This window comes from Bradyrhizobium sp. SOJA106 (assembly GCF_059448745.1).
This window is the reverse complement of record NZ_CM182549.1, coordinates 7,541,469-7,568,342: the sequence shown is the minus strand read 5'-3', so window position 1 is coordinate 7,568,342 and position 26,874 is coordinate 7,541,469. Positions and strand designations below refer to the sequence as shown.

Annotated in this window: 24 protein-coding genes; 16 read left to right on the top strand and 8 right to left on the bottom strand. The window is 64.1% G+C overall.

Annotation, left to right across the window (positions count from 1 at the left end; all coding sequences use genetic code 11):
* The first annotated feature begins 84 nt into the window (after window positions 1-84).
* The 7 genes from AC5V87_RS35725 (at window position 85) to AC5V87_RS35695 (ending at window position 7,646) form a co-directional block, all read left to right on the top strand.
* Window positions 85-1,197 (top strand): amidohydrolase family protein, encoded by a 1,113-nt coding sequence (locus tag AC5V87_RS35725; protein WP_495369269.1) that lies wholly within the window; start codon window positions 85-87, stop codon window positions 1,195-1,197.
* Window positions 1,198-1,202: 5 nt separating this feature from the next.
* Window positions 1,203-1,616 (top strand): Rieske (2Fe-2S) protein, encoded by a 414-nt coding sequence (locus tag AC5V87_RS35720; protein WP_092215746.1) that lies wholly within the window; start codon window positions 1,203-1,205, stop codon window positions 1,614-1,616.
* 201 nt (window positions 1,617-1,817) lie between these two features.
* Window positions 1,818-2,024, top strand: a complete 207-nt coding sequence (locus tag AC5V87_RS35715; RefSeq protein ID WP_188102378.1) for a hypothetical protein — start codon at window positions 1,818-1,820, stop codon at window positions 2,022-2,024.
* A 232-nt stretch (window positions 2,025-2,256) separates the two neighbouring features.
* Entirely contained in the window at window positions 2,257-3,753 is a 1,497-nt protein-coding gene (locus AC5V87_RS35710) for an aldehyde dehydrogenase family protein (protein ID WP_456842463.1), read from the top strand.
* Between the two features lie 118 nt (window positions 3,754-3,871).
* On the top strand, window positions 3,872-4,999 hold the full coding sequence (locus AC5V87_RS35705; RefSeq protein ID WP_456842464.1) for an alkene reductase: 1,128 nt from the start codon (window positions 3,872-3,874) through the stop codon (window positions 4,997-4,999).
* Window positions 5,000-5,220: 221 nt separating this feature from the next.
* A complete protein-coding gene (locus tag AC5V87_RS35700; RefSeq protein ID WP_456842465.1) occupies window positions 5,221-5,724 on the top strand; it encodes a GFA family protein in 504 nt (167 codons plus the stop codon).
* A 260-nt stretch (window positions 5,725-5,984) separates the two neighbouring features.
* Window positions 5,985-7,646, top strand: a complete 1,662-nt coding sequence (locus tag AC5V87_RS35695) for a thiamine pyrophosphate-binding protein (protein WP_495369268.1) — start codon at window positions 5,985-5,987, stop codon at window positions 7,644-7,646.
* 174 nt (window positions 7,647-7,820) lie between these two features.
* Here AC5V87_RS35695 and AC5V87_RS35690 read toward each other — a convergent pair whose 3' ends face one another.
* Window positions 7,821-9,200: an LLM class flavin-dependent oxidoreductase gene (locus tag AC5V87_RS35690; RefSeq protein WP_495369267.1), complete on the bottom strand. Its 1,380-nt coding sequence runs from the start codon at window positions 9,198-9,200 to the stop codon at window positions 7,821-7,823.
* 253 nt (window positions 9,201-9,453) lie between these two features.
* On the opposite strand from AC5V87_RS35690, the gene AC5V87_RS35685 reads away from it, so the two are divergent.
* The 6 genes from AC5V87_RS35685 (at window position 9,454) to AC5V87_RS35660 (ending at window position 15,157) form a co-directional block, all read left to right on the top strand.
* Complete coding sequence (locus AC5V87_RS35685; RefSeq protein ID WP_495369266.1) at window positions 9,454-10,839, top strand: M20 family metallopeptidase; 1,386 nt, start codon at window positions 9,454-9,456, stop codon at window positions 10,837-10,839.
* Between the two features lie 88 nt (window positions 10,840-10,927).
* Entirely contained in the window at window positions 10,928-11,839 is a 912-nt protein-coding gene (locus AC5V87_RS35680; RefSeq protein ID WP_495369265.1) for an amino acid ABC transporter substrate-binding protein, read from the top strand.
* Between the two features lie 125 nt (window positions 11,840-11,964).
* The gene (locus AC5V87_RS35675) at window positions 11,965-12,696 is read left to right on the top strand and encodes an amino acid ABC transporter permease (RefSeq protein WP_456842470.1); all 732 of its coding nucleotides are present in this window, start codon (window positions 11,965-11,967) and stop codon (window positions 12,694-12,696) included.
* Between the two features lie 3 nt (window positions 12,697-12,699).
* Complete coding sequence (locus AC5V87_RS35670; RefSeq protein WP_456842471.1) at window positions 12,700-13,392, top strand: amino acid ABC transporter permease; 693 nt, start codon at window positions 12,700-12,702, stop codon at window positions 13,390-13,392.
* A gap of 12 nt (window positions 13,393-13,404) precedes the next feature.
* Window positions 13,405-14,136 (top strand): amino acid ABC transporter ATP-binding protein, encoded by a 732-nt coding sequence (locus AC5V87_RS35665; protein WP_456842472.1) that lies wholly within the window; start codon window positions 13,405-13,407, stop codon window positions 14,134-14,136.
* 160 nt (window positions 14,137-14,296) lie between these two features.
* Window positions 14,297-15,157, top strand: a complete 861-nt coding sequence (locus tag AC5V87_RS35660) for a D-amino-acid transaminase (protein WP_495369264.1) — start codon at window positions 14,297-14,299, stop codon at window positions 15,155-15,157.
* A 134-nt stretch (window positions 15,158-15,291) separates the two neighbouring features.
* Here the strand turns inward: AC5V87_RS35660 and AC5V87_RS35655 are convergent, their stop codons facing one another.
* The 3 genes from AC5V87_RS35655 to AC5V87_RS35645 form a co-directional block, all read right to left on the bottom strand.
* Window positions 15,292-15,753, bottom strand: coding sequence for a carboxymuconolactone decarboxylase family protein (locus AC5V87_RS35655; protein ID WP_495369263.1), 462 nt, complete (start codon window positions 15,751-15,753; stop codon window positions 15,292-15,294).
* A 23-nt stretch (window positions 15,754-15,776) separates the two neighbouring features.
* A complete protein-coding gene (locus AC5V87_RS35650; protein ID WP_495369262.1) occupies window positions 15,777-17,393 on the bottom strand; it encodes an MDR family MFS transporter in 1,617 nt (538 codons plus the stop codon).
* A gap of 115 nt (window positions 17,394-17,508) precedes the next feature.
* Window positions 17,509-18,690 carry an HlyD family secretion protein gene (locus AC5V87_RS35645; protein ID WP_456842475.1) on the bottom strand — a complete coding sequence of 394 codons (1,182 nt, stop codon included), beginning with the start codon at window positions 18,688-18,690 and terminating at the stop codon, window positions 17,509-17,511.
* A gap of 249 nt (window positions 18,691-18,939) precedes the next feature.
* On the opposite strand from AC5V87_RS35645, the gene AC5V87_RS35640 reads away from it, so the two are divergent.
* Complete coding sequence (locus tag AC5V87_RS35640; protein ID WP_456842476.1) at window positions 18,940-19,851, top strand: LysR family transcriptional regulator; 912 nt, start codon at window positions 18,940-18,942, stop codon at window positions 19,849-19,851.
* Between the two features lie 64 nt (window positions 19,852-19,915).
* Here the strand turns inward: AC5V87_RS35640 and AC5V87_RS35635 are convergent, their stop codons facing one another.
* Complete coding sequence (locus AC5V87_RS35635) at window positions 19,916-23,365, bottom strand: indolepyruvate ferredoxin oxidoreductase family protein (protein ID WP_495369261.1); 3,450 nt, start codon at window positions 23,363-23,365, stop codon at window positions 19,916-19,918.
* Window positions 23,366-23,518: 153 nt separating this feature from the next.
* Here AC5V87_RS35635 and AC5V87_RS35630 point away from each other — a divergent pair, with 153 nt between their 5' ends.
* Window positions 23,519-23,974, top strand: coding sequence for an Lrp/AsnC family transcriptional regulator (locus AC5V87_RS35630; protein WP_495369260.1), 456 nt, complete (start codon window positions 23,519-23,521; stop codon window positions 23,972-23,974).
* A 108-nt stretch (window positions 23,975-24,082) separates the two neighbouring features.
* On the opposite strand, the gene AC5V87_RS35625 is transcribed toward AC5V87_RS35630, so the two are convergent.
* Complete coding sequence (locus AC5V87_RS35625) at window positions 24,083-24,520, bottom strand: DUF8737 domain-containing protein (protein ID WP_495369259.1); 438 nt, start codon at window positions 24,518-24,520, stop codon at window positions 24,083-24,085.
* 100 nt (window positions 24,521-24,620) lie between these two features.
* Entirely contained in the window at window positions 24,621-25,082 is a 462-nt protein-coding gene (locus AC5V87_RS35620) for a hypothetical protein (RefSeq protein ID WP_495369258.1), read from the bottom strand.
* Between the two features lie 76 nt (window positions 25,083-25,158).
* On the opposite strand from AC5V87_RS35620, the gene AC5V87_RS35615 reads away from it, so the two are divergent.
* On the top strand, window positions 25,159-26,079 hold the full coding sequence (locus tag AC5V87_RS35615) for a LysR family transcriptional regulator (RefSeq protein ID WP_495369257.1): 921 nt from the start codon (window positions 25,159-25,161) through the stop codon (window positions 26,077-26,079).
* Between the two features lies 1 nt (window position 26,080).
* On the opposite strand, the gene AC5V87_RS35610 is transcribed toward AC5V87_RS35615, so the two are convergent.
* Window positions 26,081-26,866 (bottom strand): fumarylacetoacetate hydrolase family protein, encoded by a 786-nt coding sequence (locus AC5V87_RS35610; protein ID WP_456842482.1) that lies wholly within the window; start codon window positions 26,864-26,866, stop codon window positions 26,081-26,083.
* Between the last annotated feature and the right edge of the window lie 8 nt (window positions 26,867-26,874).

Here is a 26,874-nt window from a genome sequence, read left to right as displayed (position 1 = left end):
CTTCGAAGTCGCATCGCAGCTGCTTCACCTCTCCCCGACGGGCAGAGGTGAAACAACTGCCATAAGGGTCTTCAGGAGGTTCGCATGAGTGAAGTCATCGACCGTCCGCTGCGTGACGACGAGAAGCCTGCCGCGACACGCTTGCGCATCGTCGATTGCGACGTGCATCCGAGCCTGCATTCGCTCGACGATCTCAACGAATTCCTGCCAAAGCGCTGGCAGCAGCATTTGCGGGAATATGGCAGCCATCTGCGTACGCCGTACCTGTTCACCACGCCGTACCCGCGCTCCTCGCCGCTGATCGCGCGGCGCGATGCCTGGCCGCCCACCGGCGGGCCGCCCGGCTCCGATCTCGCCTTCATGCAGAAGCAGCATCTCGATCCGCTCGACGTCGAGTTTGGGATTCTGCAGGTGCTCGATCTCTTTATCTTCTCTCAGCAGAACCTGGAATTCGGCGCCGCGATCCAGCGCGCCATCAACGACTGGCAGCTGGCGTTCTGGTCACATCGCGATCCCCGCCTGAAGGCCTCGATCCTGGTCGGGCAGGATGGTGTGGATCTCGCCATCGCCGAGATCGAACGCTGCGCGAAAGCCGGCGAATACATCCAGATCAACGTCTCGCCGCGTGCCAACGAACCGCTCGGGCGGCGTCGCTACTGGCCGATCTACGAGCGCGCACAGGAGCTCGACCTGCCACTCGGCATCCATGTCGGCGGCTATGGCGGGCATCCGCCGACCGGCGGCGGCTGGCCGTCCTATTACGTCGAGGAGCACCAGTCCAACGCGCACACCATCGCGGCGCAGCTTGCGAGCCTCGTCATCGAGGGCGTGCCGGAGCGGTTCCCAAAGCTGAAGATCGTCTTCATCGAGGGCGGCTTCGGCTGGATCCCGTCGGCCGTGTGGCGCATGGATCAGCATTTCGAACGCTTCCGCAGCGAGGTGCCGCATCTCAGGCGCAAACCCTCGGAATATGTCAGGGAGCATTTCTGGTTCACGACGCAGCCGATCGACGAGCCGGACGAGGCGCGGCATCTGCGCGCGTTGATCGAATGGGTCGGCGTCGATCGCCTGCTATTCTCGTCGGACTATCCGCACTGGGATTTCGACGATCCGCGCTTCGCCTTCAAGACGCCGCTGACCGAGGCCGAGCGCAAGAAGATATTCAGCACCAATGCCCGCGCGGTCTACAAATTCTGATCAACATGGCTCGTCATATCGTCGCCACCACCTCGGAGATCCCGCCCGGCGGCAACAAGGTCGTCGATATAGCCGGGCGTGACATCGTCGTGTTCCACGTCAATGGCGAGTTCTTCGCGCTTCTGAACCGATGCCCCCACGAGGGCGCTCCGTTGGAGAAGGCAGCCTGCGTGGCACGGCTGACCTCGCCCGAGCCGGGCGTCTATGAACGCTCCCGCGTCGGCGAGATGCTGCGCTGTCCCTGGCATGGCTGGGAGTTCGACATGCGCAACGGCCAGTCCTGGTTCGATCCGAAGCGCGTCAAGATTCGGTCATATCCGGTCGCGGTGGAGCGCGGCGAGGAGTTGCAGAAGGGCCCGTATGTGGCCGAGACGTTCCCGGTGCATGTCGAAGACAGTTATGTGATCGTCGAGGTCTGACACACTCGCGTCAATTCGGGGCGCGCAGAGCGCGAACTATGGTGCGCGGTTGCGCACCAGAGCATCTCGAGATTCCAGGTTCGATGCTGCGCGTCGCCCCGGAATGACTCTCTTGAGTGCGCAGTGATCTCGCCATTGCCGATTGAGATTCCAACCCAGGTGCGATATGGCTCTCGCGCTTTCCAGAGGCGGAGATGAGCTTTGTCGAAACAATCCCTGCGTGAGGAGGCCGAGCGCCTGATCCGCGAATCGATGGAAAAGAAGGCCATCGTCGTCAAGCAGGGCACGACCCGCATCGAGGCCGTCTGCGGCAAGTGCGGCGCGCCGAACCGGGTCCAGGCGGAAAAGGGCCAGAGCCGCGTCAAGTTCGCCTGCAAGAATTGCGGGCACAAGCAAGAGACGCTGTAGATTTTTCAACCTCTCCCCGCCCCTCTGCGGGGAGAGCTCGGATCGCCCTCGGCGATGCGAAGCATGGGGCTGTGCCGAGCTATAACATAGCACTCGCGCGACCCTGCATGAGTCGGCATGGCAGGGCTTCGTTTCGCGCTGCCTTTACGCCCCTCCGGCACCGCTGTATTCTTCCCAACCTAACGATCCCGCCCAGATCGAACCAATCAATCACCTGACAGGGAGTGCAGCCATGGCTGTGTCGCACGCTATCCCGATCACGCGCCATCCGTTCGCCAACGGCTCCTACAAGCAGATGCTGATCGACGGCAAATGGGTCGATGCGGCCTCCGGCAAGCGCTTCGAGACGCACAATCCCGCCACCGGCGAGCTGCTCGCAACCGTTGCGGAAGGCGACAAGGAAGACATCGACCGTGCGGTTGCGGCCGCCCGCCGTGCCTTCGAAGGTCCCTGGAGCAAGGTCAAGCCGTTCGAGCGGCAGAACCTGCTGCTCAAGCTCGCCGACCTCGTCGAGAAGAACTTTGACGAATTGTCGCAGCTCGACACGCTCGACATGGGCGCCCCGGTCAGCCGCACCCGCGCCTATCGCCTGCGCGCCGTCGGCATGCTGCGCTATTATGCCGGCCAGACTACCGCGATCCACGGCGAGACCATCGAGAACTCGCTGCCCGGCGAAATCTTCTCCTATACGCTGAAGGAGCCGATCGGCGTCGTCGGCGCCATCATTCCCTGGAACGGTCCGCTCACGGCGACGATCTGGAAGATCGGGCCTGCCATCGCGACCGGCTGCACGGTGGTGCTCAAGCCCGCGGAAGAAGCGCCGCTGACCTCGCTGCGCATCGCCGAGCTCGCCATGGAAGCCGGCATTCCGCCCGGGGTCGTCAATGTCGTGCCCGGCTATGGCGAGACCGCGGGCGCCGCCCTCGCCTCGCATCCCGACGTCGACAAGGTCGCCTTCACCGGGTCGCACGTCACCGGACAGTCGATCATTCGCGCCTCCGCAGGCAACCTCAAGCGCGTCTCGCTCGAGCTCGGCGGCAAGTCGCCGGACATCGTCTTCGCCGATGCCGATCTCGATGCCGCAGTTCCCGGCGCCGCGATGGCGGTGTTCGCCAATTCGGGGCAGATCTGCAGCGCCGGCACGCGCCTGTTCGTCGAGGAGTCGATCTACGAAGAGTTCGTCGGCCGCGTCGCCGAGTTCGGCAAGAACCTGCAGGTCGGCAATGGCCTCGATCCCAACGTGCAGATCGGTCCGCTGGTTTCCGAGCAGCAGCTCGAGCGCGTCACCGGCTATCTCGACATCGGCCAGAAGGAAGGTGCAAAGGCGCTCGCCGGCGGCGGCCGCGTCACCGAAGGTGCGCTGTCGAAGGGCTTCTTCGTCTCGCCGACCGTGTTCGCCGGCGTGCAGGACAACATGCGCATCGCACAGGAGGAGATCTTCGGCCCCGTCATCTCCGCGATCGCGTTCAAGGACATGGACGAACTGGTCAAGCGCGCCAACAACACCACCTTCGGCCTCGGCTCCGGCCTGTGGACGCGCGACGTCAGCAAGGCGCATGCGGTGGCGAAGCGCCTGCGCGCCGGCTCGGTGTGGGTGAACTGCTACCAGGCGATGGATCCGGCCGTGCCGTTCGGCGGCTACAAGATGAGCGGCTACGGCCGCGAGTCCGGCAAGCAGCACGTCGAGGAATATCTCAACGTGAAGGCCGTCTGGATCAAGACGGCGTAAGACCTGTTCTCCCCGCGTTCCGCGCGAGGAAATATCTGCTTTTGTGAGGGGCGGCGCCTTTTCCGGTGGCCGCCCCTCGCTATATGATCCGTATCCTTCCATAGCCATTGGGGCCAGCATGAAATTCGAGGCGTTGTTTAGGCCGTTGCAGGTCGGTCCGTACAAGCTTGCGCATCGGGTCGCGATGGCACCGTTGACGCGCATGCGCGCCGAGCGTGAGAGCTTTTCGCCCCGACCGCTCAACGCCGAATACTATGGCCAGCGCGCAACGAAGGGCGGGCTGATCATCGCGGAAGCTTCGCCAGTGCTCTCGCACGGCCGCGGCAATCCGGCGACACCCGGCATCTATTCGGACGCGCAAATCGCCGGCTGGCGCAAGGTGGTGGACGCGGTGCACGCCAAGGGCGGCATCATCTTCCTTCAGCTCTGGCATGTCGGCCGCGTCTCGCATTCCTCCTATCATGGCGGTGAGCTGCCGGTGTCGGCCTCGGCGGTTGCGATCAAGGCCGAAGGCATGAAGGCGATGACCGCCGACGGCAAGATCGCCGATTACGAAACGCCGCGCGCGCTGGAGACCCATGAGGTCAAGGGCATCGTCGAGGCCTTCCGGCAGGGCGCCAAGAATGCGCTCGCCGCCGGCTTCGACGGCGTCGAAATCCACGGCGCCAACGGCTATCTGCTCGAGCAGTTCCTGCAGTCGCGCAGCAACCAGCGCACCGACCGATATGGCGGCTCGATCGAGAACCGCGCGCGACTGCTGCTCGAGGTCACGCAGGCGGCGATCGATGTCTGGGGCGCGGGCCGCGTCGGCGTGCGGCTGTCGCCCCACGGCATCGCCAATGATTCCGGCGAGCCCGATCCGATGCCCCTCTACACCCATGTGGTGAAGGCGCTCGACAAGCTCGGCCTTGCCTATCTGCACTTCATCGAGCCGCGCTCCAGCGGCGCCGGTCGTGCCGACGTCCACTGGGAGAACGTGCCCTCTGCGATGGTGCTGTTCCGCCCGCATTACAGCGGCGTGCTGATGACCGCCGGCGGCTTCACCGGCGAGAGCGCGAATGCGGCAATTGCGGAGGGTCATGCGGACATCATTGCCTTCGGCCGCATCTTCATCTCCAACCCCGATCTGCCGCGGCGCCTCGCGCACGGTTATCCGATCACGCCGTACAACCGCGCGACGTTCTATGGCGGCGAGGAGAAGGGGTACACGGATTATCCAGTGTATGACGAGCTGACGCCGGCGTGACGTTGCCGCAGCCCGGATGAGCAAAGCGATATCCCCGACCTTCGTCTGAGCAAGAATTTCCCCGGCTGTCGCTTCGCTCATCCGGGCTGCGCGGCTATTGTGTTGCTCCGACCGCACCACAGATTCCGTCATTGCGGGCGCAGCGAAGCAATCCAGAATCGTTCCGCGGAGGCAGCCTGGATTGCTTCGCTGCGCGCGCAATGACGACGGAGAAAGCAATCATGGCTAAAGCCGCAGTCGCCGCAGGAACCGCCACGGGCCAGTGCCTCTGCGGCAAGGTCACCTTCGAGATCGACGTTCCCGCGCGCTGGGCCTGGCATGATCATTCCGCCGCCAGCCGCCGCGCCCATGGCGCGGCCTATGCCACCTATGTCGGCAGTTGGAAGAAGCGCTTCCGCATCACCTCGGGCAAGACCGCGCTGACCCGTTACGAGGACAAGGCGACAAAGACCGCGCGCAGCTTCTGCTCGCATTGCGGCACGCCGATTGCCTATGAGCGCCCGCGCGGCCCGCACATGGTCAACATCCCGCGCGCGCTGTTCAAAGAACGCACCGGCCGCCAGCCGCTCTATCACATCGCGATCGAGGAGCTGCAGGAATGGGCCTATACCGGCGAGCCCTTGGTGCCGCTGAAGGGCTTTCCCGGCGTGGTCTGGCAGCGCTCGAAAAGGAAGAAGCGCGCGGGCGGCGAAGATCCGTTCGAGCTGGGGCGCGAGGAGATGTAGCGCGCCGCTCGCCCCGCTCTCCTGCCAGGACGCAGCGCAGCACCCCTTCGGTGGTGCGCTGCTGAGCCGGGGCCCATGCATCGGTGAACTCGTCACGAAGCTGGGTCCCGGCTCCGCGTCGCAATGCTATGCGCGGCGCCGCGTCCGGGACACGAGACCATCGCGCGCAACGCAGCCATGACTGCGCTTCCTTGCGCGCCTGCCAAAACTTCGGCCATCATGTGTCCGTCCTTGCGGCAACGCCCGCTCCTGGAGGAAACATGAAGAACAAGATCACCGGCCGCTCCGCCTTTCTCGCGCTGCTCAAGGACGAGGGCATCACGCATCTGTTCGGCAATCCCGGGACCACCGAGCTGCCGATCATGCATGCGCTGAAGGACCATCCCGATCTCACCTACGTGATGGCGATGCAGGAGAGCCTGGTGGTGGCGATCGCAGATGGCTATAGCCGCGCCTCGGGAAAGCTGGTCGCCTGCAACGTCCATGTCGCGCCCGGTCTCGGCAACGCGATGGGCTCGCTCTACAACGCCCAGTTCACGGGCACGCCGATGATCCTCACCGCCGGCCAGCAGGAGCAGGGCCACGGGCTGATGGAGCCGGTGCTGTATGGCCCCTTGGTGCGCATGGCCGAGCCGCTGGTGAAATGGGCAGTCGAGGTGACGCGGCTGGAGGATCTGCCGCGCATCGTGCGCCGCGCCGCCAAGGTCGCGATGACGCCGCCCACAGGTCCGGTGTTCATCTCGCTCCCCGGCGACATCCTCAACAGCGAAGCGGGCATCGATCTCGGCCGCTCCACCCGCATCGACGCGCGCGTAAAGCCGTCGGATGAAGCGCTGAGAGCATTTGCCGCGCGCCTGCTGAAGGCCGATCGGCCTGTGGTCGTCACCATGGATGAGGTGGTCAAGAGCGATGCGCTGAAGGAAGCGGCCGAACTCGCCGAGCTGCTCGGCGCAGCCGCCTATCAATCCTCGACGCCCTATGGTTCACACTTCGTTTCCGAAAGCCCGAGCTTCGTCGGCACGCTGGCGCGCGTGCAGAAGGTCGCGCGCGATACGCTGGCGCCCTACGATCTGCTGATTGCGCTCGGCGGCGATCCGTTGCGGATGTCTGTCTATAGCGAGGTCGATGCGCTGCCTGATGGCCTTGGCATCGTCCAGATTGGTCTCGTCGATTGGGAGATCGCCAAGAACTACGGCGCCGAGATCGCGCTGAAGGCGGACGTCAAGGAAACGCTGCGCGCGCTGATCCCGATGCTGAAGGAAATGGGCGATGCGGCACTCGCAAGCCGCGCCAGGGAGCGTCTCGCTGAGCTGGCACCAAAGAACTGGAGCGCGCGCCGCGCCGCTTTGGTCGAGCAGATCGGCAAGAGCGCGGGCCGCAACCCCATCGATCCGGATTATCTCGTGCTGCAAATGGTCGAGGCCATGCCCGATCACGCGATCCTCGTCGACGAAGGCCTCACCTCCAGCCGTCAAGTCACGGCGCTACGTCCGCATCGCGATCGTTACGGCTATCACGGCCTTGCCTCCGGCGGCATCGGCTGGGGCCTGCCGGCCTCGGTCGGCGCCAGCCTTGCCAATCCGGATCGTCCCGTGGTGTGCTTCTCGGGCGACGGCAGTGCGATGTATTCGATCCAGTCGCTGTGGACGGCGGCGCATCACAAGCTGCCGCTCAACGTTGTCATCGCCAACAATGGCGGCTACCGCATCATCAAGCAGCGCCTGCTCGCCTTCCATGGCGATGACAATTACGTCGGCATGGATTTTGTCGATCCGCCCGTGGATTTCGCCGGCGTCGCGAAAGCGCTGGGCTGCGAGGCGATCAGGATCAGCGATGTCAGCGAGCTGAAGCCGACGCTGGCGTCGGCGTTCGGCCGGCCAGGGACAAAGCTGATCGAGGTGATGGTGGACGGGAAGGTGTAGGACACACTGCTTCCACCGTCATTGCGAGCGCAGCGAAGCAATCCAGGCTTTATCCGCGGAGGGATTCTGGATTGCTTCGCTGCGCTCGCAATGACGAGGAGGAGGCACTCTCCCTCTCCAGCTCGTCCTGGCGGAAAGCGGGGACGACAGCGCGGGTGTGGCGCAAATTTCCGCCTACCCCTTCCTCCCCACCCGATACCCTGCCGCCGGATGCGGTGAGTCGAGCCTTGCACGTCCGCTGCCAAACAGCTTCTCCCGCAGCGTGCCTTTCGCATATTCGCTCTTGTACCGGCCGCGCCGGGTCAGCTCCGGCACCAGCATGTCGGCGATGTCCTCGAAATCACCGGGCGAGATCGCAAAGGCAACGTTGAGGCCGTCGACATCGGTCTTCTCGAACCAATCCTCGATCTTGTCGGCGACGCTCTCCGGCGTGCCGACCACGACCGGGCCGGCACCGCCGATGCCGACATGGTCGATGACGTCGCGCACCGTCCAGACGCGATCGGGATCGGCGCGGGTGACGTTGTCCATCGCACTGCGGCCGGCATCGTTCTGGACATGGCGTACCTGCTGGTCGAGGTCGTAGCCGGAGAAGTCGACGCCGGTCCACCCCGACATCAGCGCCAGCGCGCCTTCGGGGCTGATGTGGCGGCGGTAATCGGCATATTTCTCCTTTGCTTCGGCCTCCGTTCGTCCGAGGATGATCGTCATCATCGAGAACATCAGGATCTCCGCCGGACTACGGCCGAGCGCGGCGGCCTCCTGGCGGATCGCGGACACGCGCGGCGCGATCACCTTGGCCGACGGTCCCGACATGAACACGCATTCGGCGTGCTTGGCCGCGAATTGCCGCCCGCGCGGCGAGGTGCCGGCCTGGTACAGCACGGGCGTGCGCTGCGGCGACGGCTCGCTGAGATGGATGGTGTTGTTGATGCGGTAGTTCGCGCTCTCGTGGTTGATGCGATGGACCTTGCTGGGATCGGTGAAGATGCCGCGCTTGCGGTCGCGGAGCACGGCGTCGTCCTCCCAGCTGCCTTCCCAGAGCTTGTAGACGACCTCCATATATTCGTCGGCGATGTCGTAGCGGTCGTCGTGGCCGGTCTGCTTGTCCTTGCCGGCGCCGCGTGCGGCGCTGTCGAGATAGCCGGTGACGACGTTCCAGCCGATCCGTCCCTCGGTGAGATGGTCGAGCGTCGACATCCGCCGTGCGAACGGGTAGGGCGGCTCGAAGGACAGATTGCTGGTGACGCCGAAACCAAGATTTTTAGTCACCGCCGCCATCGCCGAGAGCAGGAGCAGCGGTTCGTTCGACGGCGTCTGTGCTGCATTGCGCAACGCCGCGTCAGGGCTGTTGCCATAGACATCGTAGACCCCGAGCACGTCGGCCAGGAACAGCCCGTCAAAACGGCCGCGTTCCAGCGTTTTGGCGAGGTCGATCCAGTAGGGCAGGCGGTTATACTCGGCGGTGCGGTCGCGCGGATGGGTCCACAGGCCCGGTGACTGATGTGCGACGCAATTCATCGCAAAGGCATTGAGCCTGATCTCTTTGGCCATCCTGGTCCTCTGGCGCCCTGTACTGAGCGCTCTTCGAATGCTAGACGTGCGCCCCAATCTGGCGACGTTCTTGCATATCGCTTGCCCTTGGCAAGGCCAAAATCAGCGGCCGGCAAGCCAATCTCAAGCGAGCAAAAACGAAGTCCGAAGAGCAGTACAAGAGAACTACAAGCGAACTGCCCAAGTCCCCGCCACTTTCGAAGGGCATCCTGTGCCGGATAGGATCCTTCGTCCCAAAGCCTCGAAAAAAGTCATGACCAGAGCCGACGCCATCGCCCGCGCCCGTGAGGATTTCCAGTCCGGCGCATTCCTCGCCGAGCTCGACCGCCGCGTCGCTTATCGGACCGAAAGCCAGAATCCGTCGCGCGGCCCCGAGCTGCGTGCCTATCTGGAACAGGAGATGATGCCCTCCTTCGCTGCGCTCGATTTCAACAGCCGGATCGTCGAATCCCCAAGCGGCAAGGCGCCGTTCCTGTTCGCCGAGCATCACGAGAGCGCCTCAGTGCCGACCGTGCTGGTCTATGGCCATGGCGACGTCGTCGACGGCATGGAAGGCGAGTGGCGCGATGGCCGCGATCCCTGGCGCACGACGGTTGCGGGCACGCGCCTCTACGGCCGTGGCACCGCCGACAACAAGGGCCAGCACAGCATCAACATGGCAGCGCTCCGCGCCGTGCGCGAGGCCCGCAGCGGCAAGCTCGGCTTCAATGCCAAGTTCATCGTCGAGATGGGCGAGGAGATCGGCTCGCCTGATCTCGCCAAGGTCTGCGATCTCAATCGCGACGTGCTCAAGGCCGACCTGTTCATGGCCTCCGACGGGCCGCGCCTCTCCGCCGATCGTCCGACGCTGTTCCTGGGCTGCCGCGGCGGCATCCGCATCCATCTCGACGTGAAACTGCGCGATGGCGGCCATCATTCCGGCAATTGGGGCGGCGTGCTCGCCAACCCTGCGACCATCCTGGTCAACGCCATTTCGACGCTGGTCGACGGCCATGGCCGTCTCCAGCTCGAGGCGCTGAAGCCGCCGCGGCTCACCAACCAGATTCGCTCCTATCTCGCCGATGTGCAGGTGGCCCCGACCGCGGACGAGCCGGCACTGGCGGAGAACTGGGGCGAGGAGGGCCTGTCAGCTGCCGAGCGGCTCTACGCCTGGAACACGCTGGAAGTGCTGGCGATGTCCTCAGGCAATATCGAGAAGCCGGCCAACGCCATTCCCGGCCATGCCAATGCCGTGCTGCAACTGCGTTTCGTGGTCGGCACCAAGGTCGACGGCCTGATCGAGGCCATCCGCGCGCATCTGGTTCAGAACGGCTTTCCGATGGTCGAAGTGCGAGCGGCGCAGAGCTTTGCCGCCTCGCGCACCGATTTCGACAGCCCCTGGATCAAATGGGCGTCGGATTCGGTGAAAGAGACCACCGGCAAGCCGCCGGCGGTGCTGCCGAATTTCGGCGGGTCGCTGCCCAATGACGTGTTTTCCGAGATTCTGGGACTGCCGACGATCTGGGTGCCGCACTCCTACCCCGGCTGCTCCCAGCATGCGCCCAATGAGCACATCCTGCTGCCATTGACCGAGGAGGCCTTGACGGTGATGGCCGGGCTGTTCTGGGATCTCGGGGAATTGCCGCGCCCGTTAACCTGAGCCTCCGGTCCAGCCAAAAGTCACATTCTATTCCGGCCCATTTTGTGCTTGCATCCCGCCCGCATCATCCTGAAAGGGGAAGAAAAAAGTGAAACATTTCCGTAGCATCGGGCTCGCGCTCGCCGCGACCTTCGCCGTCAGCCAGGCCGGGGCCCAGGAGCTGACCGGCACGCTGAAGAACATCAAGGACACCGGCACCATCACGCTGGGCTTCCGCGACTCCTCGATCCCGTTCTCCTATCTCGACGACAACCAGAAGCCCGTCGGGTTCGCGATGGACATCTGCTACAAGATCGTCGATGCCGTGAAGAAGGAGCTCAAGCTCGACAAGCTCGAGGTCAAGCTCAACCCGGTCACGTCGGCGACGCGTATTCCGCTGATGGCCAACGGCACCATCGATCTCGAATGCGGTTCGACCACGAACAACGCCGAGCGCCAGAAGCAGGTTTCGTTTACCAACACGCACTTCCTGACCGCCAGCCGCTACGTCTTCAAGAAGTCGAGTGGGCTGAAGTCGATCGACGACCTCAAGGGCAAGACCGTGGTCTCGACCGCCGGCACCACCAACATCAAGCAGCTGACCGAAGCGAACGTCGCCAAGGGCCTCGGCGCCAACATCATTCCGGCCAAGGACCACGCCGAAGCCTTCCTGATGGTCGAGACAGACCGCGCGGTCGCCTTCGTGATGGACGACATCCTGCTCGCGAGCCTCGTCGCCGGCTCCAAGAACCCGGATGACTACGCGATCTCCAAGGACGCGTTCTCCAAGCCCGAGCCCTACGGTATCATGCTGCGCAAGGATGACGCGCCGTTCAAGAAGGTGGTCGATGCGGCGACGGCTGCGCTCTACACGTCCGGCGAGGGCGCCAAGATCTACGACAAGTGGTTCACGCAGAAGATCCCGCCGAAGGGCCTGAACCTCAACACGCCAATGTCGGAAGAGCTGAAGCACGAGTTCGCGAAGCCCTCGGACTCGCCGAACCCGGACGACTACAAGTAAGATGCTGTTTCCCTCTCCCCGCAAACGGGGAGAGGGAAGACATGCCGGCCATTCTGGAGGGATGTGGCCGGACATTTGCATAGGCGCCGGGACATTTCCGACAGGCGCGTTCGCGCGGGGGACACGTGAACTACAACTGGAACTGGGGAATCTTCTTCCAGCCGAACCCGATGGGGACCGGCACCTATCTCGACATGCTGCTGTCCGGACTGGTGCTGACCCTCAAGACCGCGGTGCTGGCCTGGATCATCGCGCTGATCACCGGCTCGATCGTCGGCGTCATGCGCACGCTGCCCTCCAAGGGCGCCTACTGGTTCGGCTTCTGCTACGTCGAATTCTTCCGAAACATGCCGCTGCTGGTGCAGCTGTTCCTGTGGTACTTCGTGCTGCCGGAAATCCTGCCGAAAGGCGCGGGCCTGTGGCTGAAGCAACTGCCGAACGCGCCGTTCTGGACGGCGGCGATCGGCATTGGTCTGTTCATGTCGGCGCGCGTCGCCGTGCAATTGCAGGCCGGTATCTCCTCGCTGCCGCGCGGGCAGAAGATGGCGGCGACTGCGCTCGGCCTCACCACCGTGCAGGGCTATCGCTACGTGCTGCTGCCGATGGCGTTCCGCATCATCCTGCCGCCACTGACCTCCGAGTTCCTCAACACCATCAAGAACACGGCGGTCGCGATCACCATCGGCCTGCTCGAACTGACCGGACAGGCGCGCTCGATGCAGGAATTCTCGTTCCAGGTGTTCGAGGCCTTCACCGCCGCGACCATCCTCTATCTCCTCGTCAACGCCGTCGTCGTGACCGCGATGCGCTTCCTCGAGCGCTGGGTCGCAATCCCCGGCTACATCACGGGGAAATAAGCGATGCTCGGCAATTTCGATTTCGACGTCATCCGCCGCGCGCTGCCCTATCTGTTCTACGAGGGCATGACCTTCACGCTGACGCTGACCGCGCTTGCCGCGCTCGGCGGCCTGGTGTTCGGCACGGCGCTCGCCCTGATGCGCCTGTCCGGGCTCAAGCTGCTCGGCCGCATCGCCGGCATCTATGTCGACTTCATGCGTTCGCTGCCGCTGGTGCTGGTGATCTTCTGGTTCTACTTCCTGGTGCCTTATATCGGTCAGTGGCTGACCGGCGCCTCGCGCCCGATCAGCGTCGGCGCATTCGCATCCTCGCTGATCACCTTCATCATGTTCGAGGCGGCGTACTTCTCCGAGATCATGCGCGCCGGCATCCAGTCAATCTCGCGCGGACAGCCGGCGGCCGCCAGTGCGCTCGGGCTGACCTACACCCAGACCATGCGCTACGTCGTGCTGCCGCAGGCGTTCCGCAACATGCTGCCGGTCCTGATCACGCAGACCATCGTGCTGTTCCAGGACACCTCGCTGGTCTACGTTCTCTCGATCACCGACTTCCTGGGTGCGGCGAGCAAGGTCGCACAGCGCGACGGCCGTCTGGTCGAAATGTATCTGTTTGCAGCCGTCGTCTACTTCACCATCTCCTGTATCGCGTCCTTCGGCGTTCGCCGCCTCCAGGCGCGCATCGCCATCATTCGCTAGAGCGTGTCGACCATGATCGAAATCAGCCATGTCAACAAATGGTACAGCCCGACCTTCCAGGTGCTGACCGACTGCACTACCAATGTCACGAAGGGCGAGGTCGTGGTGGTCTGCGGCCCCTCCGGCTCGGGCAAGTCGACGCTGATCAAATGCGTCAATGCGCTGGAGCCGTTCCAGAGCGGCGACATCCTGGTTGACGGCACCAAGGTCAATGATCCCAAGACCAATTTGCCGAAGCTGCGCTCGCGCGTCGGCATGGTGTTCCAGCATTTCGAATTGTTCCCGCACCTGAAGATCATCGACAATCTCTGCCTCGCGCAGGAGAAGGTGCTCGGCCGCTCGCACGACAAGGCGGTGAAGAAGGGTATGCAACTGCTGGAGCGCGTCGGGTTGAAGGAGCAGGCGCAGAAGTTTCCGGCGCAGCTCTCCGGCGGCCAGCAGCAGCGCGTCGCGATTGCGCGTGCGCTCGCCATGGACCCGATCGTGATGCTGTTCGACGAGCCGACCTCGGCGCTCGATCCCGAGATGGTCAGCGAGGTGCTCGACGTCATGGTCGACCTCGCCCGCGAAGGCATGACCATGATGGTCGTGACCCACGAGATGGGCTTTGCCCGCAAGGTCGCCAACCGCGTGATCTTCATGGACCGAGGCGAGATCGTCGAGGACGCCCCGAAGGACGATTTCTTCGGCAAGCCGCGCAGCGACCGCGCGCAGAAGTTCTTGTCGAAGATTCTCTCGCATTAGGCACTGTCGTCATTCCGGAGCGCGCGTAGCGCGAATCCGGAATCTCGAGATTCCGGGTTCAATGCTTCGCATTGCCCCGGAATGACCGGTGTGAGGTTTATCGGCGCCCGCAAATTTCGTATAGCAGCCCTAATCCCCCTTTCCCGCCAGGAGACCCGCCTTGGACTCGATCGCCTACGTCAACGGTTCATTCGTCCCGCTCGCGGACGCCAAGGTCTCGATCCTCGATCGCGGCTTCCTGTTTGCCGATGGCATCTACGAAGTCTCGGCCGTGCTCGATGGCAAGCTGGTCGACAACGCCTCGCATCTGGCGCGGCTGGAGCGCTCGGTCGGCGAGATCAAGCTGAAGCTTCCGGAGACCGTCGAGCGCATCACCGAACTGCAGAAGGAATTGATCGCGCGCAACAAGGTCGAGAACGGGCTCGTCTACCTCCAGGTCACGCGCGGCGCCGACAAGGGGCGCGATTTCGCCTTCCCGAAGGGCGACGTCAAGTCGAGCCTGGTGATGTTCACCTCCGAGAAGGACATCATCAACGCCGCCTCGGCCAAGACCGGCATCAGCGTGATCACGGTGCCCGACATCCGCTGGGAGCGCCGCGACATCAAGAGCGTGGCGCTGCTGGCGCAGGTGCTGGCGAAGCAGGCCGCGGCCGAAGCCGGCGCCGGCGAAGCCTGGATGCTGCAAGACGGCTACGTCACCGAAGGCGGCTCGTCGTCGGCGTTCATCCTCACCAAGGACGACGTCATCGTCACCCGCAAGAACTCCAACGCCATCCTGCCGGGCTGCACCCGCAAGGCGGTCGTCGCACTCGCCGAGGAGCGCCAGCTCCGCGTCGAGGAGCGTTCCTTCACCGTGGAAGAGGCGCTGGCCGCGAAGGAGGCGTTTGCGACCTCGGCCTCGCTGTTCGTGCAGCCGGTGGTCGCGATCGACGGCAAGAAGGTTGGCGACGGCAAGCCCGGCCCGATGGCCACGCGCCTGCGCGAGATCTACGTGGACTTCGCCAGGGCGACGGCGGTTTAAGCCGCACACTCCGCTATCGTAGGGTGGGCAAAGGCGCACTGCGCCGTGCCCACGTCTTTTTCTCTCGTGACTGAAGGTGGGCACGCTTCGCTTTGCCCACCCTACGAGACCTACTTCGATGAGCGTGTCGCGCCTCACGCCACCGACGCTTTCACCTTGACCGGGTGAACCGCGCGGAACGAGATTGCGATCCTGTTCCAGGCATTGATGGCGCCGATCAGCATGGTCAGGTTCACCGTCTCCGCGTCGGAGAATTGCGCACGGACCTGCTCGTAAACCTCATCGGGCGCGTGCGTCTCCGAGATCAGCGTCACGGCTTCAGTCCAGGCCAACGCCGCGCGTTCGCGGTCGCTGTAGAGCGGGGACTCCCGCCAGGCGTTGAGCAGATAGATGCGCTGCTCGGTCTCGCCGCGCTTGCGGGCGTCCTCGGTGTGCATGTTGATGCAGAACGCGCAGCCGTTGATCTGCGAGGCCCGGATCTTGACGAGCTCGATCAGCGATTTCTCCAGACCCGTCGACTGGATCTGCTCCTCCAGCGCCATCAACGCCTTCATCGTGTCGGGGGCGGCTTGGTAGAAGTTCATGCGCGGTTTCATGGTCGTTCTCCTTCTGGCTGGGGTCAGTGGGCTCCGCCGGCCGAGGTCTGGCCGGCCCTCTTCAGGAACAGGACGGCGGCCAGCGCGACGATCAGCGCCATGCCGAGCAGATAGAAGGTGTCGCTGAAGGCGAGGATATAGGCCTGCTTCTGCACGGTATGGCCGATCGCGACATAGGCGCGATGCGCGGCGTCCGCATGGTCGAGCACGCCGTGATTGATGAAATACTGCGTGAGCTGCTCCAGCCGCGTCCGCGTCGCCTGCTCGAACACCGAGACCGACTGCATCAGCACGTTGGAGTGATATTGCTCGCGTTTGGTCAACACGGTCTGGAGCAGTGCGATGCCGACGGCGCCGCCGAGATTGCGCATCATGTTGAACAGGCCGGAGGCCGAGCCGGCGTTCTCCGCCTCGATGCCTGCAGTCGCCACCGCCGACAGCGGCGCCATCACCAGTGCCTGGCCGATGGCACGAACGACATTAGGCCACAACAACTGGTCGGCCGCATAGTCGTTGGTCATATAGATGTTCATGAAGTTCGACGCGGCGAACAGCACGAAGCCGATGCCGATGATGATGCGCGCGTCGAACTTCTGCATCAGACGCGGCACCAGTGGAATCAGGAGGAGCTGCGGCAATCCGGTCCAGGCCAGCACCATGCCGATCTGCTCGGCGTTGTAGCCCTGGATGCGCGACAGATATTGCGGCAGGATGAACACCGAGCCGTAGAGCGCGATGCCGAGCAGAAAGTTCGCCAGCATGCCGAAGCCGAAATTGCGGCGAGCCAGCAGGCGCAGATTGAGCAGCGGCTTCTTCACCGTCAGCTCGATGATCAGGAAAGCGGTCAGCGCCACGGCCGCGATCACGCTGAGCTTGACGATGAAGGGCGAGCCGAACCAGTCGTCCTTGTTGCCTTCCTCCAGTACGGTCTGAAGCGCGGACAGGCCGATTGCCATGGTCACGATGCCGGCCCAGTCGCCCTCGCGGAGCAGCGCCAGCTTCATGGGCTTGGCCTCGAGCGCGTACCAGAGCATGCCGACCATGATCGCGCCGGGCACGAGGTTGACGTAGAAGATGTACTGCCAGCCGAAATTCTCGGTGAGATAGCCGCCGATGGTCGGGCCGATCGCGGGGGCGAACGTCGCCGACAGCGCGAACATGGCAAGTCCCACGGGTTGTTTTGCGCGCGGCAGCAGCGTGATGATCAGCGTGAACGCCATTGGGATCAGCACGCCGCCGGTAAAGCCCTGCACCGCGCGCAGCACGATCATCTGCGGCAGGTCCTGCGCCAGGGCGCAAGCCGCCGACAGGGCCAGGAACAGGACCGCGTTGGTGAGCAGGTAGATCCGGATCGAGAATACTTGCGCAAGCCATCCCGACAGCGGGATCACCACGATCTCGGCGATCAGATAGGAGGTCGAGATCCAGCCGCCGTCGTCGATGCCGGCGCCGATCGCGCCCTGGATGTCGGCCAGCGAAGCGTTGACGATCTGGATGTTCAGCACCGCCATGAAGGCGCCGAGCGTGGCGCCGATCACCGCGATCCAGGTTTTGGCGGAAATGACCGGCGCGGCAGGTGCGGCCGGAGTGCGGATGCTGGTGGCGGAAGCGGTGTTGAGAGCGGGGTGGAGCGTGCTCATGGAAGCCTCGTCTCGGGTATGGAGACAGGATGCATCAGGCGATGGGTTTCGATCATCGAGGAAGTTGAGGAAGCATCGTCCGGCAGGAATTGATAATCCTGCCGGTCAACCGACCTCAGCTGCCGTTCGGGCGGGGCGCGTTCTCGGCGAGGCGCTTGGCCGTGTCGCGTTCGGCCAGCACCGTCTGCTTCGTATCGACGGTCGGCACCGCCGACATGCCGGGCCGGAGCAGTCCGGTCAGGCGGTGGTCGTCAAGCACGATCTTCACGGGAACGCGCTGCACGATCTTGGTGAAATTGCCGGTGGCGTTATCAGGCGGCAGCAGCGCGAATTCGAGACCGCTCGCCGGCGACAGGCTGTCGACATGCCCGTGCAGGGTCTGGCTGCGGAAGCTGTCGACGCGGAGCTCGACCGGCTGGCCGGGGCGCACATGCGTGAGCTGCGTCTCCTTGAAGTTCGCGACCACATAGACCGCATCGAGCGGCACCACCGCCATCAATTGCGTGCCGGCCTGCACAAACTGGCCGACGCGCAAGCTTCGCGCCCCGACGGTACCGTCGACCGGCGCGGTGATCTCGGTATAGGACAGATTCAATGCGGCCTGCTCCGCGACCGCGCGGGCGCGGTCGAGCTGCGCGGCGGCCTGGGCGCGCTGGGTGGTGAGGACGTCGACCTTGCGCTGCGCGGCGACGAGACCTGATTTGGCATGCTGCAATTGCGCGTTGCTGGCGCGCAGCGCCGCATCGGTCTGCTGTGCGCGCTGGATCGTGCCGGAGCCCGACTTCATCAGGTCGTCGTAGCGTGCGCGCTCCTCCTGCGCGAATCTCAGATTGGCGTCGGCGGCGGCGACATCGGCGGTGCTCTGGTCGATGATCGGCTGCTGGAGTTCGAGCTGCGCATCGATGTTGCGCACGGAGGCTTCGCCGGCGGCGACGTCGGCTCTCGCCTGATTCAGCGCCGCCTTGAAGTCGCGGTCGTCGATTTTCGCCAGCAATTGGCCGGCCTTGACCCGCTCATTGTCGCCGACCAGCACCTTGGCGATGTAGCCGGAGACCTTCGGCGCGATGATCGTGGAGTCGGCCTTCACATAGGCGTCGTCGGTGGATTCGAGGTAGCGGCCGTTGGTCCAGTAGTCGTGGCCGTAATAGGCAATCGTCGCCGTGCCTGCGAGGAGCGCGACAGCCAATGCCGCGCGCCGGACCATGTTACGGGCCGGAGCAGCCGCCGGCGTCTTCGCGTAATCCTGAACGATTTCAGTCGCTTGCTTGAAATTATCCGTGCGGGGCATCTCGGACATGGCAGTCTCCTATCGACTACGTGAGACTATCGTTCCTACCGGCTTTGAAGATAATCTGCGAAATTCTGGAAGGATTATCCATCAGACGTGGATAATCCCCGGGTCCTGGCTATCGAAGCAGGCCGGCGACCGCCCAGAGGGATTGCTGTGCGGCCACGAACGAAGCTGCGAGCGGGATGAGAGCGTGTGTCCAAGATAATCGGAGTGAATTCCTTCCGATTATCGATCGAAACGGGATAATCGGCGGCCATGGATCGATTGACGAGCCTCGAAGTGTTCAGCCGGGTGGTCGAGACCGGCGGCTTCTCCGCAGCCGCCCGTAAGCTCAACATGTCGACCACGATGGTGAGCAATCACGTTCAGGCCCTGGAAGACCGGCTCGGTGTGAGGCTGCTTCACCGCACCACGCGCAAGGTCAACCTCACCGAGATCGGCAAGGCCTATTACGACCGCTGTGTCCAGATCCTCGCCGATATCGAGCAGGCCGACGACATTGCGAGCGAATTGCAATCGGTGCCGCGCGGCACGCTGCGCATCCACGTTGCCACCCACATGGTGCCGTTCGTTGCGCCCGTGGTCGCGAAGCTGCTGTCGAGCTATCCGGAGCTCAAGATCGATCTGCGCATGGGCGAGGCCGACGTCGATCTCATCGAGGAAGGCTACGACGTCGCCGTGCGTATGACCCCGCCGCCGGATTCAAGCCTGATCGTGCGGAGCCTTGCCACCTGGCGTCACGTCCTGTGCTGCTCCCACGACTATCTCGACAAGCACGGCCGGGTGCAGCGGCTCGACGAGCTCACCGCGCACAATTGCGCCCGTCACCTGAACTATCCGTTCGGCGACGAGTGGCGCTTCTTCGATCGCAAGGGCGCGCCGGCTTCAGTGCGCATCTCGGGCCGCTTCGTCACCAACAGCGGAGAAGCGCTGCGCAGGGTGGCGCTGGAGGGGGCTGCCGTCTGCCTGATGGCGGGGTTTCTCGTCCAGGACGATCTCGATTCCGGCCGGCTCGTCCGGCTGCTGCCGGAATATCGGCCGGTCGAGCTGTCGATGAACGCGGTCTATCCGCACCGGCATCATCTGTCGGCGAAAGTCAGGACCTTCATCGACCTGCTCGTGCACCACAGCGCCGAGCAGCAGAAGCTGGTCAATCCCTATGCGTGAGATGCGGCCATCAGTGCCGTGGGGTAGGCAAAGGTGCAAAGCGCCGTGCCCACCATCTCCCTTGTCAACCTTGGGCGCGCATCTTTTGCGTTGCCGATGTCGTCAAATTCGCAGCGAGCCGCTCGACCTCCGGCCTCACTTTCGCGATCGCTGCGTCCTTCACCGGGCCGTAGCCACGGATCTCCATCGGCGCTTTTGCGATCACCACGAGGTCGGACAGGCGCGCTGCATCGAGACTGCCGAGCATGCGTTCGATCAGGTCTTCATACCAGCCGATCAGCTCGCGCTCCGTGCGCCGCTCGGCGGTGTAGCCGAACGGATCGAACAGCGTTCCGCGCAACCGCTTCAACCGCGCCAGCACGGCGAGCGGCGTCTGGATCCACTGGCCGAAGGCGCGCTTGCGCGGACGCCCGCGGGCGTCGTGCTTGGAGGACAGGAACGGCGGAGCGAGGTGATACTGGACGCTAAAACCGTCCTCGAACTCGCGCTTCAACTCGTCGAGGAAGCCGCTCTGCATATGCAGGCGCGCGACCTCGTACTCATCCTTGTAGGCCATCAGCTTGAACAGGGCGCGGGCAACCGCCTTGGTCAGCGCCGTGCTATTCAGGGACGCTTCGGCGTTGCGGACCTTTGCGACGATTGTCCGATAGTGCGCCGCATAGGTCCCGTCCTGATAGTCGGCGAGGAAATCGGCGCGACGATCGATGATCTGGTCCAGCGTCTCGGCTTGCGGCGTCGCGCTCGTCTGCGGCAAGAAGTCCGGATCGGCGGCGGCGATGCGACCCCAGGCAAAGGCCTGCCTATTGCGCTCGACCGCGACGCCGTTGAGCTCGATCGCGCGCAGCAGCGCGGATAGCGAGACCGGCACCAGCCCGTGCTGCCAGGCAAAGCCGAGCATGATGATGTTGGCGTAGACGGTGTCGCCGAGCAGCCGTTCGGCCAGCGCATTGGCATTGACGGTGTCGAGATTGTTCTCGCCAATGACATGACCGATTGCGCGCAGGCGGGCAGGCGAAGCCAGATCAGCGTCGCGGAAACGAACGACGTCGCCGGTCGGCATCTCCGCGATGTTGACCACCGCGCGGGTACCGCGGCGATAGGTGCCGGACGCCTTGGGCGAGGAGCTGACGACGAGGTCGCAGCCGATCAGCGCATCGGCCGCGCCCTGGTCGATGCGAACCTGATGCAGCGCATCCGGTGTCGCGGCAAGCCGGACATAGCTCAACACCGGACCGAATTTTTGCGCAAAGCCGGTGAAGTCGAGCACCGAGACGCCGCCTCGTTCCAGATGCGCGGCCATGCCGATCAGCGCGCCGACCGTGATCACACCGGTACCGCCGACGCCGGTCACGAGCAGATCGTAGGGCCGGTCGAGCGTGGCAGGCGCGGGCAGGGGAAGCGTGGCGGCATGGCCGACTGCATCGATCTCGCTTGCGCTCTTCTTCCGCCGCATCGCGCCTTCGACGGTCACAAAGCTCGGGCAGAAGCCGTTGAGGCAGGAGAAATCCTTGTTGCAGGCCGACAGGTTGATCCGGCGCTTGCGGCCGAACGGCGTGTCCTTTGGCTCGACGCTGAGGCAATTGGACTCGACCGAGCAATCACCGCAGCCCTCGCAGACGAGGTCGTTGATGTAGGCAAAGCGCTTGGGGTCGGCGAGCTGCCCGCGCTTGCGGCGCCGCCGCTTCTCGGTGGCGCAGGTCTGCTGGTAGATCAGGACCGAGACTCCCGGGATTTCGCGCAGTTCGCGCTGGACCGCGTCCATCTCCTCGCGCGGATGGATGGTGACCCCGCCGGGCAGGTCTGCCGGAGCAAACTGCGTGGGATAGTCCGAGACCAGCGCGATGCGGGCGACGCCCTCGGCGCGGACGCTGTGCGCGATGGCGTGCACGCTGACGGGGCCATCGACCGGCTGGCCGCCGGTCATCGCCACGGCGTCATTGAACAGGATCTTGTAGGTGATGTTTGCCTTGGCCGCGATCGCCTGGCGGATCGCCATCGAGCCCGAGTGATAATAGGTGCCTTCGCCGAGATTCTGGAAGACGTGCTTGTTGCCGGTAAATCGCGACGATGCCGCCCAGTTCACGCCTTCGCCGCCCATCTGAATCAGCGACGAGGTCTCGCGGTCCATCCAGCTCGCCATGAAATGGCAGCCGATGCCGGCCAGCGCCTTCGAGCCTTCGGGGACCTTGGTCGAAATGTTGTGCGGACATCCCGAGCAGAAATACGGCGTGCGCGTGGCGCCGGCGACGTTGATCGTGCGCGCGGCCTCCGGCATCAAGGCGGCGGCCCGCGCGGCGAGATTGAGCCCGGGAAACATCGGATCGAGCCGGCGCGCGAGCACGCCGGCCAGCGCGCGCGGCGACAACTCGCCGATCCAGGAGATCAGCCGCGCCCCACGCTCGTCGTGCTTGCCGACCATGCGCTCGGGCTTGCTGCCCGGATAGTCGTAGAAATATTCCTTGAACTGGCTCTCGATGATGCCGCGCTTTTCCTCGACCACGAGGATTTCGCGCTTGCCTTTCACGAACTCCATCGCGTCATGCAGCGCCAGCGGCCAGACCATGCCGACCTTGTAGATGTCAATGCCGATGCTGCGGCAGGCCGCCTCATCGAGCCCCATCAGCCGCAGCGCCTCCATCAGATCGAGATGCGCCTTGCCCGTGGTGACGATGCCGTAGCTGGCATTGGGAATGTCGTAGATATGGCGATCGATCGGATTGGCCTTGGCAAAGGCGTAGACGGCGTGCTTCTTCGCTTCCAGCCGTTCCTCGATCTGCGGGCCCGGCAGATCGGGCCAGCGATAGTGCAGGCCGCCCGGCGGCGGCGTGAAGTCGGGCGTGTGGACGAGGCGCGGCGGGCGCAGCAAGACGGAGGCGCCTGATTCCACGATCTCCGAGATCGCCTTGAAGCCGACCCACATGCCGGAGAAGCGGCTCAGCGCGTAGCCATATTCGCCGAATTCGAGGTATTCGCCAACGCTGGCCGGATGCAGCGTCGGCATGAACCAGCTCATGAAGGCGACGTCGGATTGGTGCGGCATCGACGACGAGACGCAGCCATGGTCGTCGCCGGCCACCACCAGCACGCCGCCATGTGGCGAGGAGCCGTAGGCGTTGCCGTGCTTGAGCGCATCGCCGGACCGATCGACGCCGGGACCCTTGCCGTACCAGAGCCCGAACACGCCATCGACCTCGCGGTCGGCTTGCGTCTCGACCTGCTGCGAGCCGAGCACCGCGGTTGCGGCGAGGTCCTCGTTCACGGCGGGGAGGAATTCGATTGTGTCGCGCTTCAGTCGTTCCTGGATGCGCCAAAGCTCGAGATCGATGCCGCCGAGCGGCGAGCCGCGATAGCCGGAGATGAAGCCCGCGGTGTTCAACCCCGCCGCGCGGTCGCGCCTGATCTGGTCGAGCGCGATGCGGACGATGGCCTGCGTGCCCGTGAGGAAGACGCGGCCCTCCTCGCGGTCGTAACGATCGGAGAGCTCATAGGTGTCGAGTGACGGAATGGTGTCCATGGCGGACCTCGCGCGGCATCCCTGCCGATCAGCGAAGGTTAGGCCCGGGCGGGTGGTAGGTCTTACCTATTTTCCCCGAATTGATGCCGAATCCGGTAAAATTTTGCGTCAGGCAGTCAAATTTGGTAGATGTTGCCGATCTGAGGGGCCCTCATGATCGAAGAACAGGACACGCGAATACTCGCCCATCTTCAGAAGGATGGCCGCGCCACCAACCAGCAGCTGGCCGATGAGGTCGGCATGTCGACCTCGGCCTGCTGGCGCCGGGTGCGGGCGCTGGAGGAGAGCGGTGTCATCCAGGGTTATGCGGCACTGGTCGCGCGCGAGCAGGCGGGCTTTGCGATGTCGGCCATCCTCCACGTCTCATTGGAGCGGCACGACGCCAAATTCGTCGACGAATTTGTGGCCCGCCTCACGAAACGTCGCGAGGTGCTGGAGTGTTTTGCGACCACGGGCGATGCCGACTATCATTTGCGTGTCGTCGTGCAGGACATGGCGGCCTACAACCGTTTCCTCGACGAGTTCATGTTCCGCATCCCCGGCATCCGCTACGTCCGCAGCAACGTGGTGCTGAAGGAGATCAAGACCGGCGTTGCGCTGCCGTTCTGATGACGCTGGCACGGTACCGTAGGGCAAACCACCATTCGTTCACGGTGGCGGAAAGCTGGTGGGCACGGCGCAAGAGCGCCTTTGCCCACCCTCGCACCGTTGATCGTGTCACGCCGTTTTTGCGTCGGATCCAGCCCTCAGCAGAATCATGAAGACGAGAACGTGGCTGACGAGCAGCAGCGGCACATAAAGTGCCGGAATGTAAATGCCGGCACCGAAGAGGCCGGGAGTCTGGATTTTCGTCGCGCCCATGTAGTAGGCGTTCAGAAGATCAAGCGTGCCCCAGACGTTGAATATCCAGACCATCGGAACGGCGATCGACCATCGCCAGGAGAGTGCCGCCATCGAAACAAGCGCGAGGGTGGCGGCGATGAGATCGCCCCAGCCGACCTGGCCGGCGAAATCCGGGCTCAGCTCCGATGAGACGAACCCGGTGACCATGAAGTTCATGCCCAGGAACCTGAACGCGTTGAAGGCTGCGAGAAGCCTCAAGGCGTCAAAGCGCGGCATGGTGCGGAGTGCCGGCCAGACGTAGATGGTGGCCACCACCCCGCTTGTCAGGAAGGCGCCGGCGACGCTGAGCACGAACGGCAGGTTGAAGTCAGGTGGCACGTTCAGATTCCCTTGCGATTATTTGGTAGGCCGCTCAGGGCTTCGTCATGAGCAGACGGAGCGGCATCAGCGGGCCGACCGCGATGTATTCGTGGTCCACAAGCTCCTGCTTGGCGAGCGGCAGGCCGTCCATGATCGCGTGCCCCTCGGCGGCGTCCTTGACGTTCAGCAGGAAGACGGCGCCGCGTCCGTCGGACCGCGAATACCATTCTCGAACCATCCCGTTGAGGTAGAGCTGAACGGTCTGCCTGACTTCATCGGGCATGACAGCCATCACCTGTTCGCGGGTGATGCCCGCCTTGACGGTCAGGATGACCATGACCCCGGTTATCGGCGAGGTGGCTGGTGCTTGTGTTTGGGCTTGGGCTGAATCGACCATGAGAGTTGCACCTGTCAGTGTGAGGGCGAGCGCCAACACGAGGTTGTGGATTGTCTTCATCGGCTTCATGTCTCCAGTCACGGCGGTCGCCGTGATGTCGCTGGTGCCGGCGCTCACGGCGATACGGCTCGTCAGCAATTCGGATGTAAGTCCGCTTTCCGCGCGGCACTATTCGCGATAATGTTGATGGGCTATGAAGCAGAACTTCACAGTCAGGCAGGGCGCGCTCGACGGCGTCGAGGCGTTCCTGAGCGTCGCCCAGCACCGCAGCTTCCGCCGGGCGGCCGCCGAGCTCGGGGTCACGCCGTCGGCCATCAGTCAGGCGGTGCGTGCTCTGGAGGCGCGCATCGGCGCCGCGCTCTTCATCCGCACCACGCGCAGCGTCGGTCTGACCGAGGCCGGCGAAAGGTTCCTCGCGCGTGCAAGGCCTGCCTTCGAGGAGCTCATTGCGGCAAGCGGGGCCGCGCGTGAGCTCGGGCAGCGACCGGCCGGGCTCCTGCGTCTGACTGTGCCGCGCTCGGTCGTGCCGATCCTGCTGGAGCCGCTGGTCGCCTCGTTCTGCCAGGCGTTTCCCGAGATCGAGGTGGAGCTTGCCGCAAGCGAGGAGCTGGTCGACCTCGCAGCCGAAGGTTTCGATGCGGGCATCAGGCTGGGCCAGTTCATCGCTCCCGATATGGTCGCGGTGCGCCTGACCAAGCCGTTGCCTCTCATCATCGTCGGCAGCCCGGCTTACCTCGCCCGCCGCGGCCGGCCCGAGCGCGCGGACGATCTGCGCGAGCATGCATGTTTACGATTGCGGCGATCAAACGGCGCGCTTGCATCATGGTCGCTCGACGACAACGGCCGTTCCATCGAGATCGTCGTTTCGGGACCTTTCATCGCCAACGACTTTCCCACGATGCTCGGAGCCGCCATCGAAGGCGTGGGTCTTGCGCAGGTGCCTGCGCCGCTCGCCACCGCCGCCGTCACGGCGGGAAAGCTCGTCCATGTGCTGGAGCGATTTTCGCCGATGACACCGGGTGTGTTCCTCTATTATCCCGGTCATCGGCAGATCATGCCGAAATTGCGGGCCTTCATCGACCATGTGAAGGGCCGCTCGGCGGCCACAGGCTGATCTACCGTCCCTCCCGCACAAACCGATTGCGCAATACGCCGATGCCGGTGATCTCGATCTCGACGACATCGCCGTGCTTGATATCGGGCGACGCGCCATCCGTGCCCATCCAGATCACATCGCCGGGCCACAGCGTAAAATACTTCGTCAGCTCGACCAGGAACGGCACCACGCCGAAGATCATGTCGCGGGTCGCGAAGCGGTTGGTCTCCTGGCCATTGACCCGAACGACCGTTTCCATCTTCGCGAGATCGGCCTCGGTCTCGATCCATGGGCCCATTGGCTTGAACGTGTCGGCGTTCTTCGCGCGCCACAGGCTGCGGTCGGCCTTCTGCCAGGAGCGCTCGCTGACGTCGTTGCCGATGGTGTAGCCGAACACGCAATCCATCGCGTTCTGTTCGGTGAGATGCTTCACCTTCTTGCCGATGACGACGACAAGCTCGCCCTCGTAGTGGACCTTCTCGCTCGCGAAGGACGGGATGACGACGTCCTCGTCATGCGCAATCAGCGCGTTCTGCGCGCGATAGCCGATCTCGGGCCGGTCAGGCACGGCCGGCACCTCGCCGCGTTTATCGGCGGCTTCCTTCAGGTGCTTCAGATAGTTCAGCCCGACGCAGTAGAAGGTGCGCGGAATCAGCGGCAGCTCGATTTTGACCTGCGACAGCGGATGCACGCGCGAGCTGCGCTGCCATTCGCCAAAGGGATCGCCGTCGACCGCGATCACCTGGTCGCCTTCGACAAGGCCCCAGGAGGTTCTGCCGGAGGCGGTGAATTTCAGCCAGCGCATATCCGGTC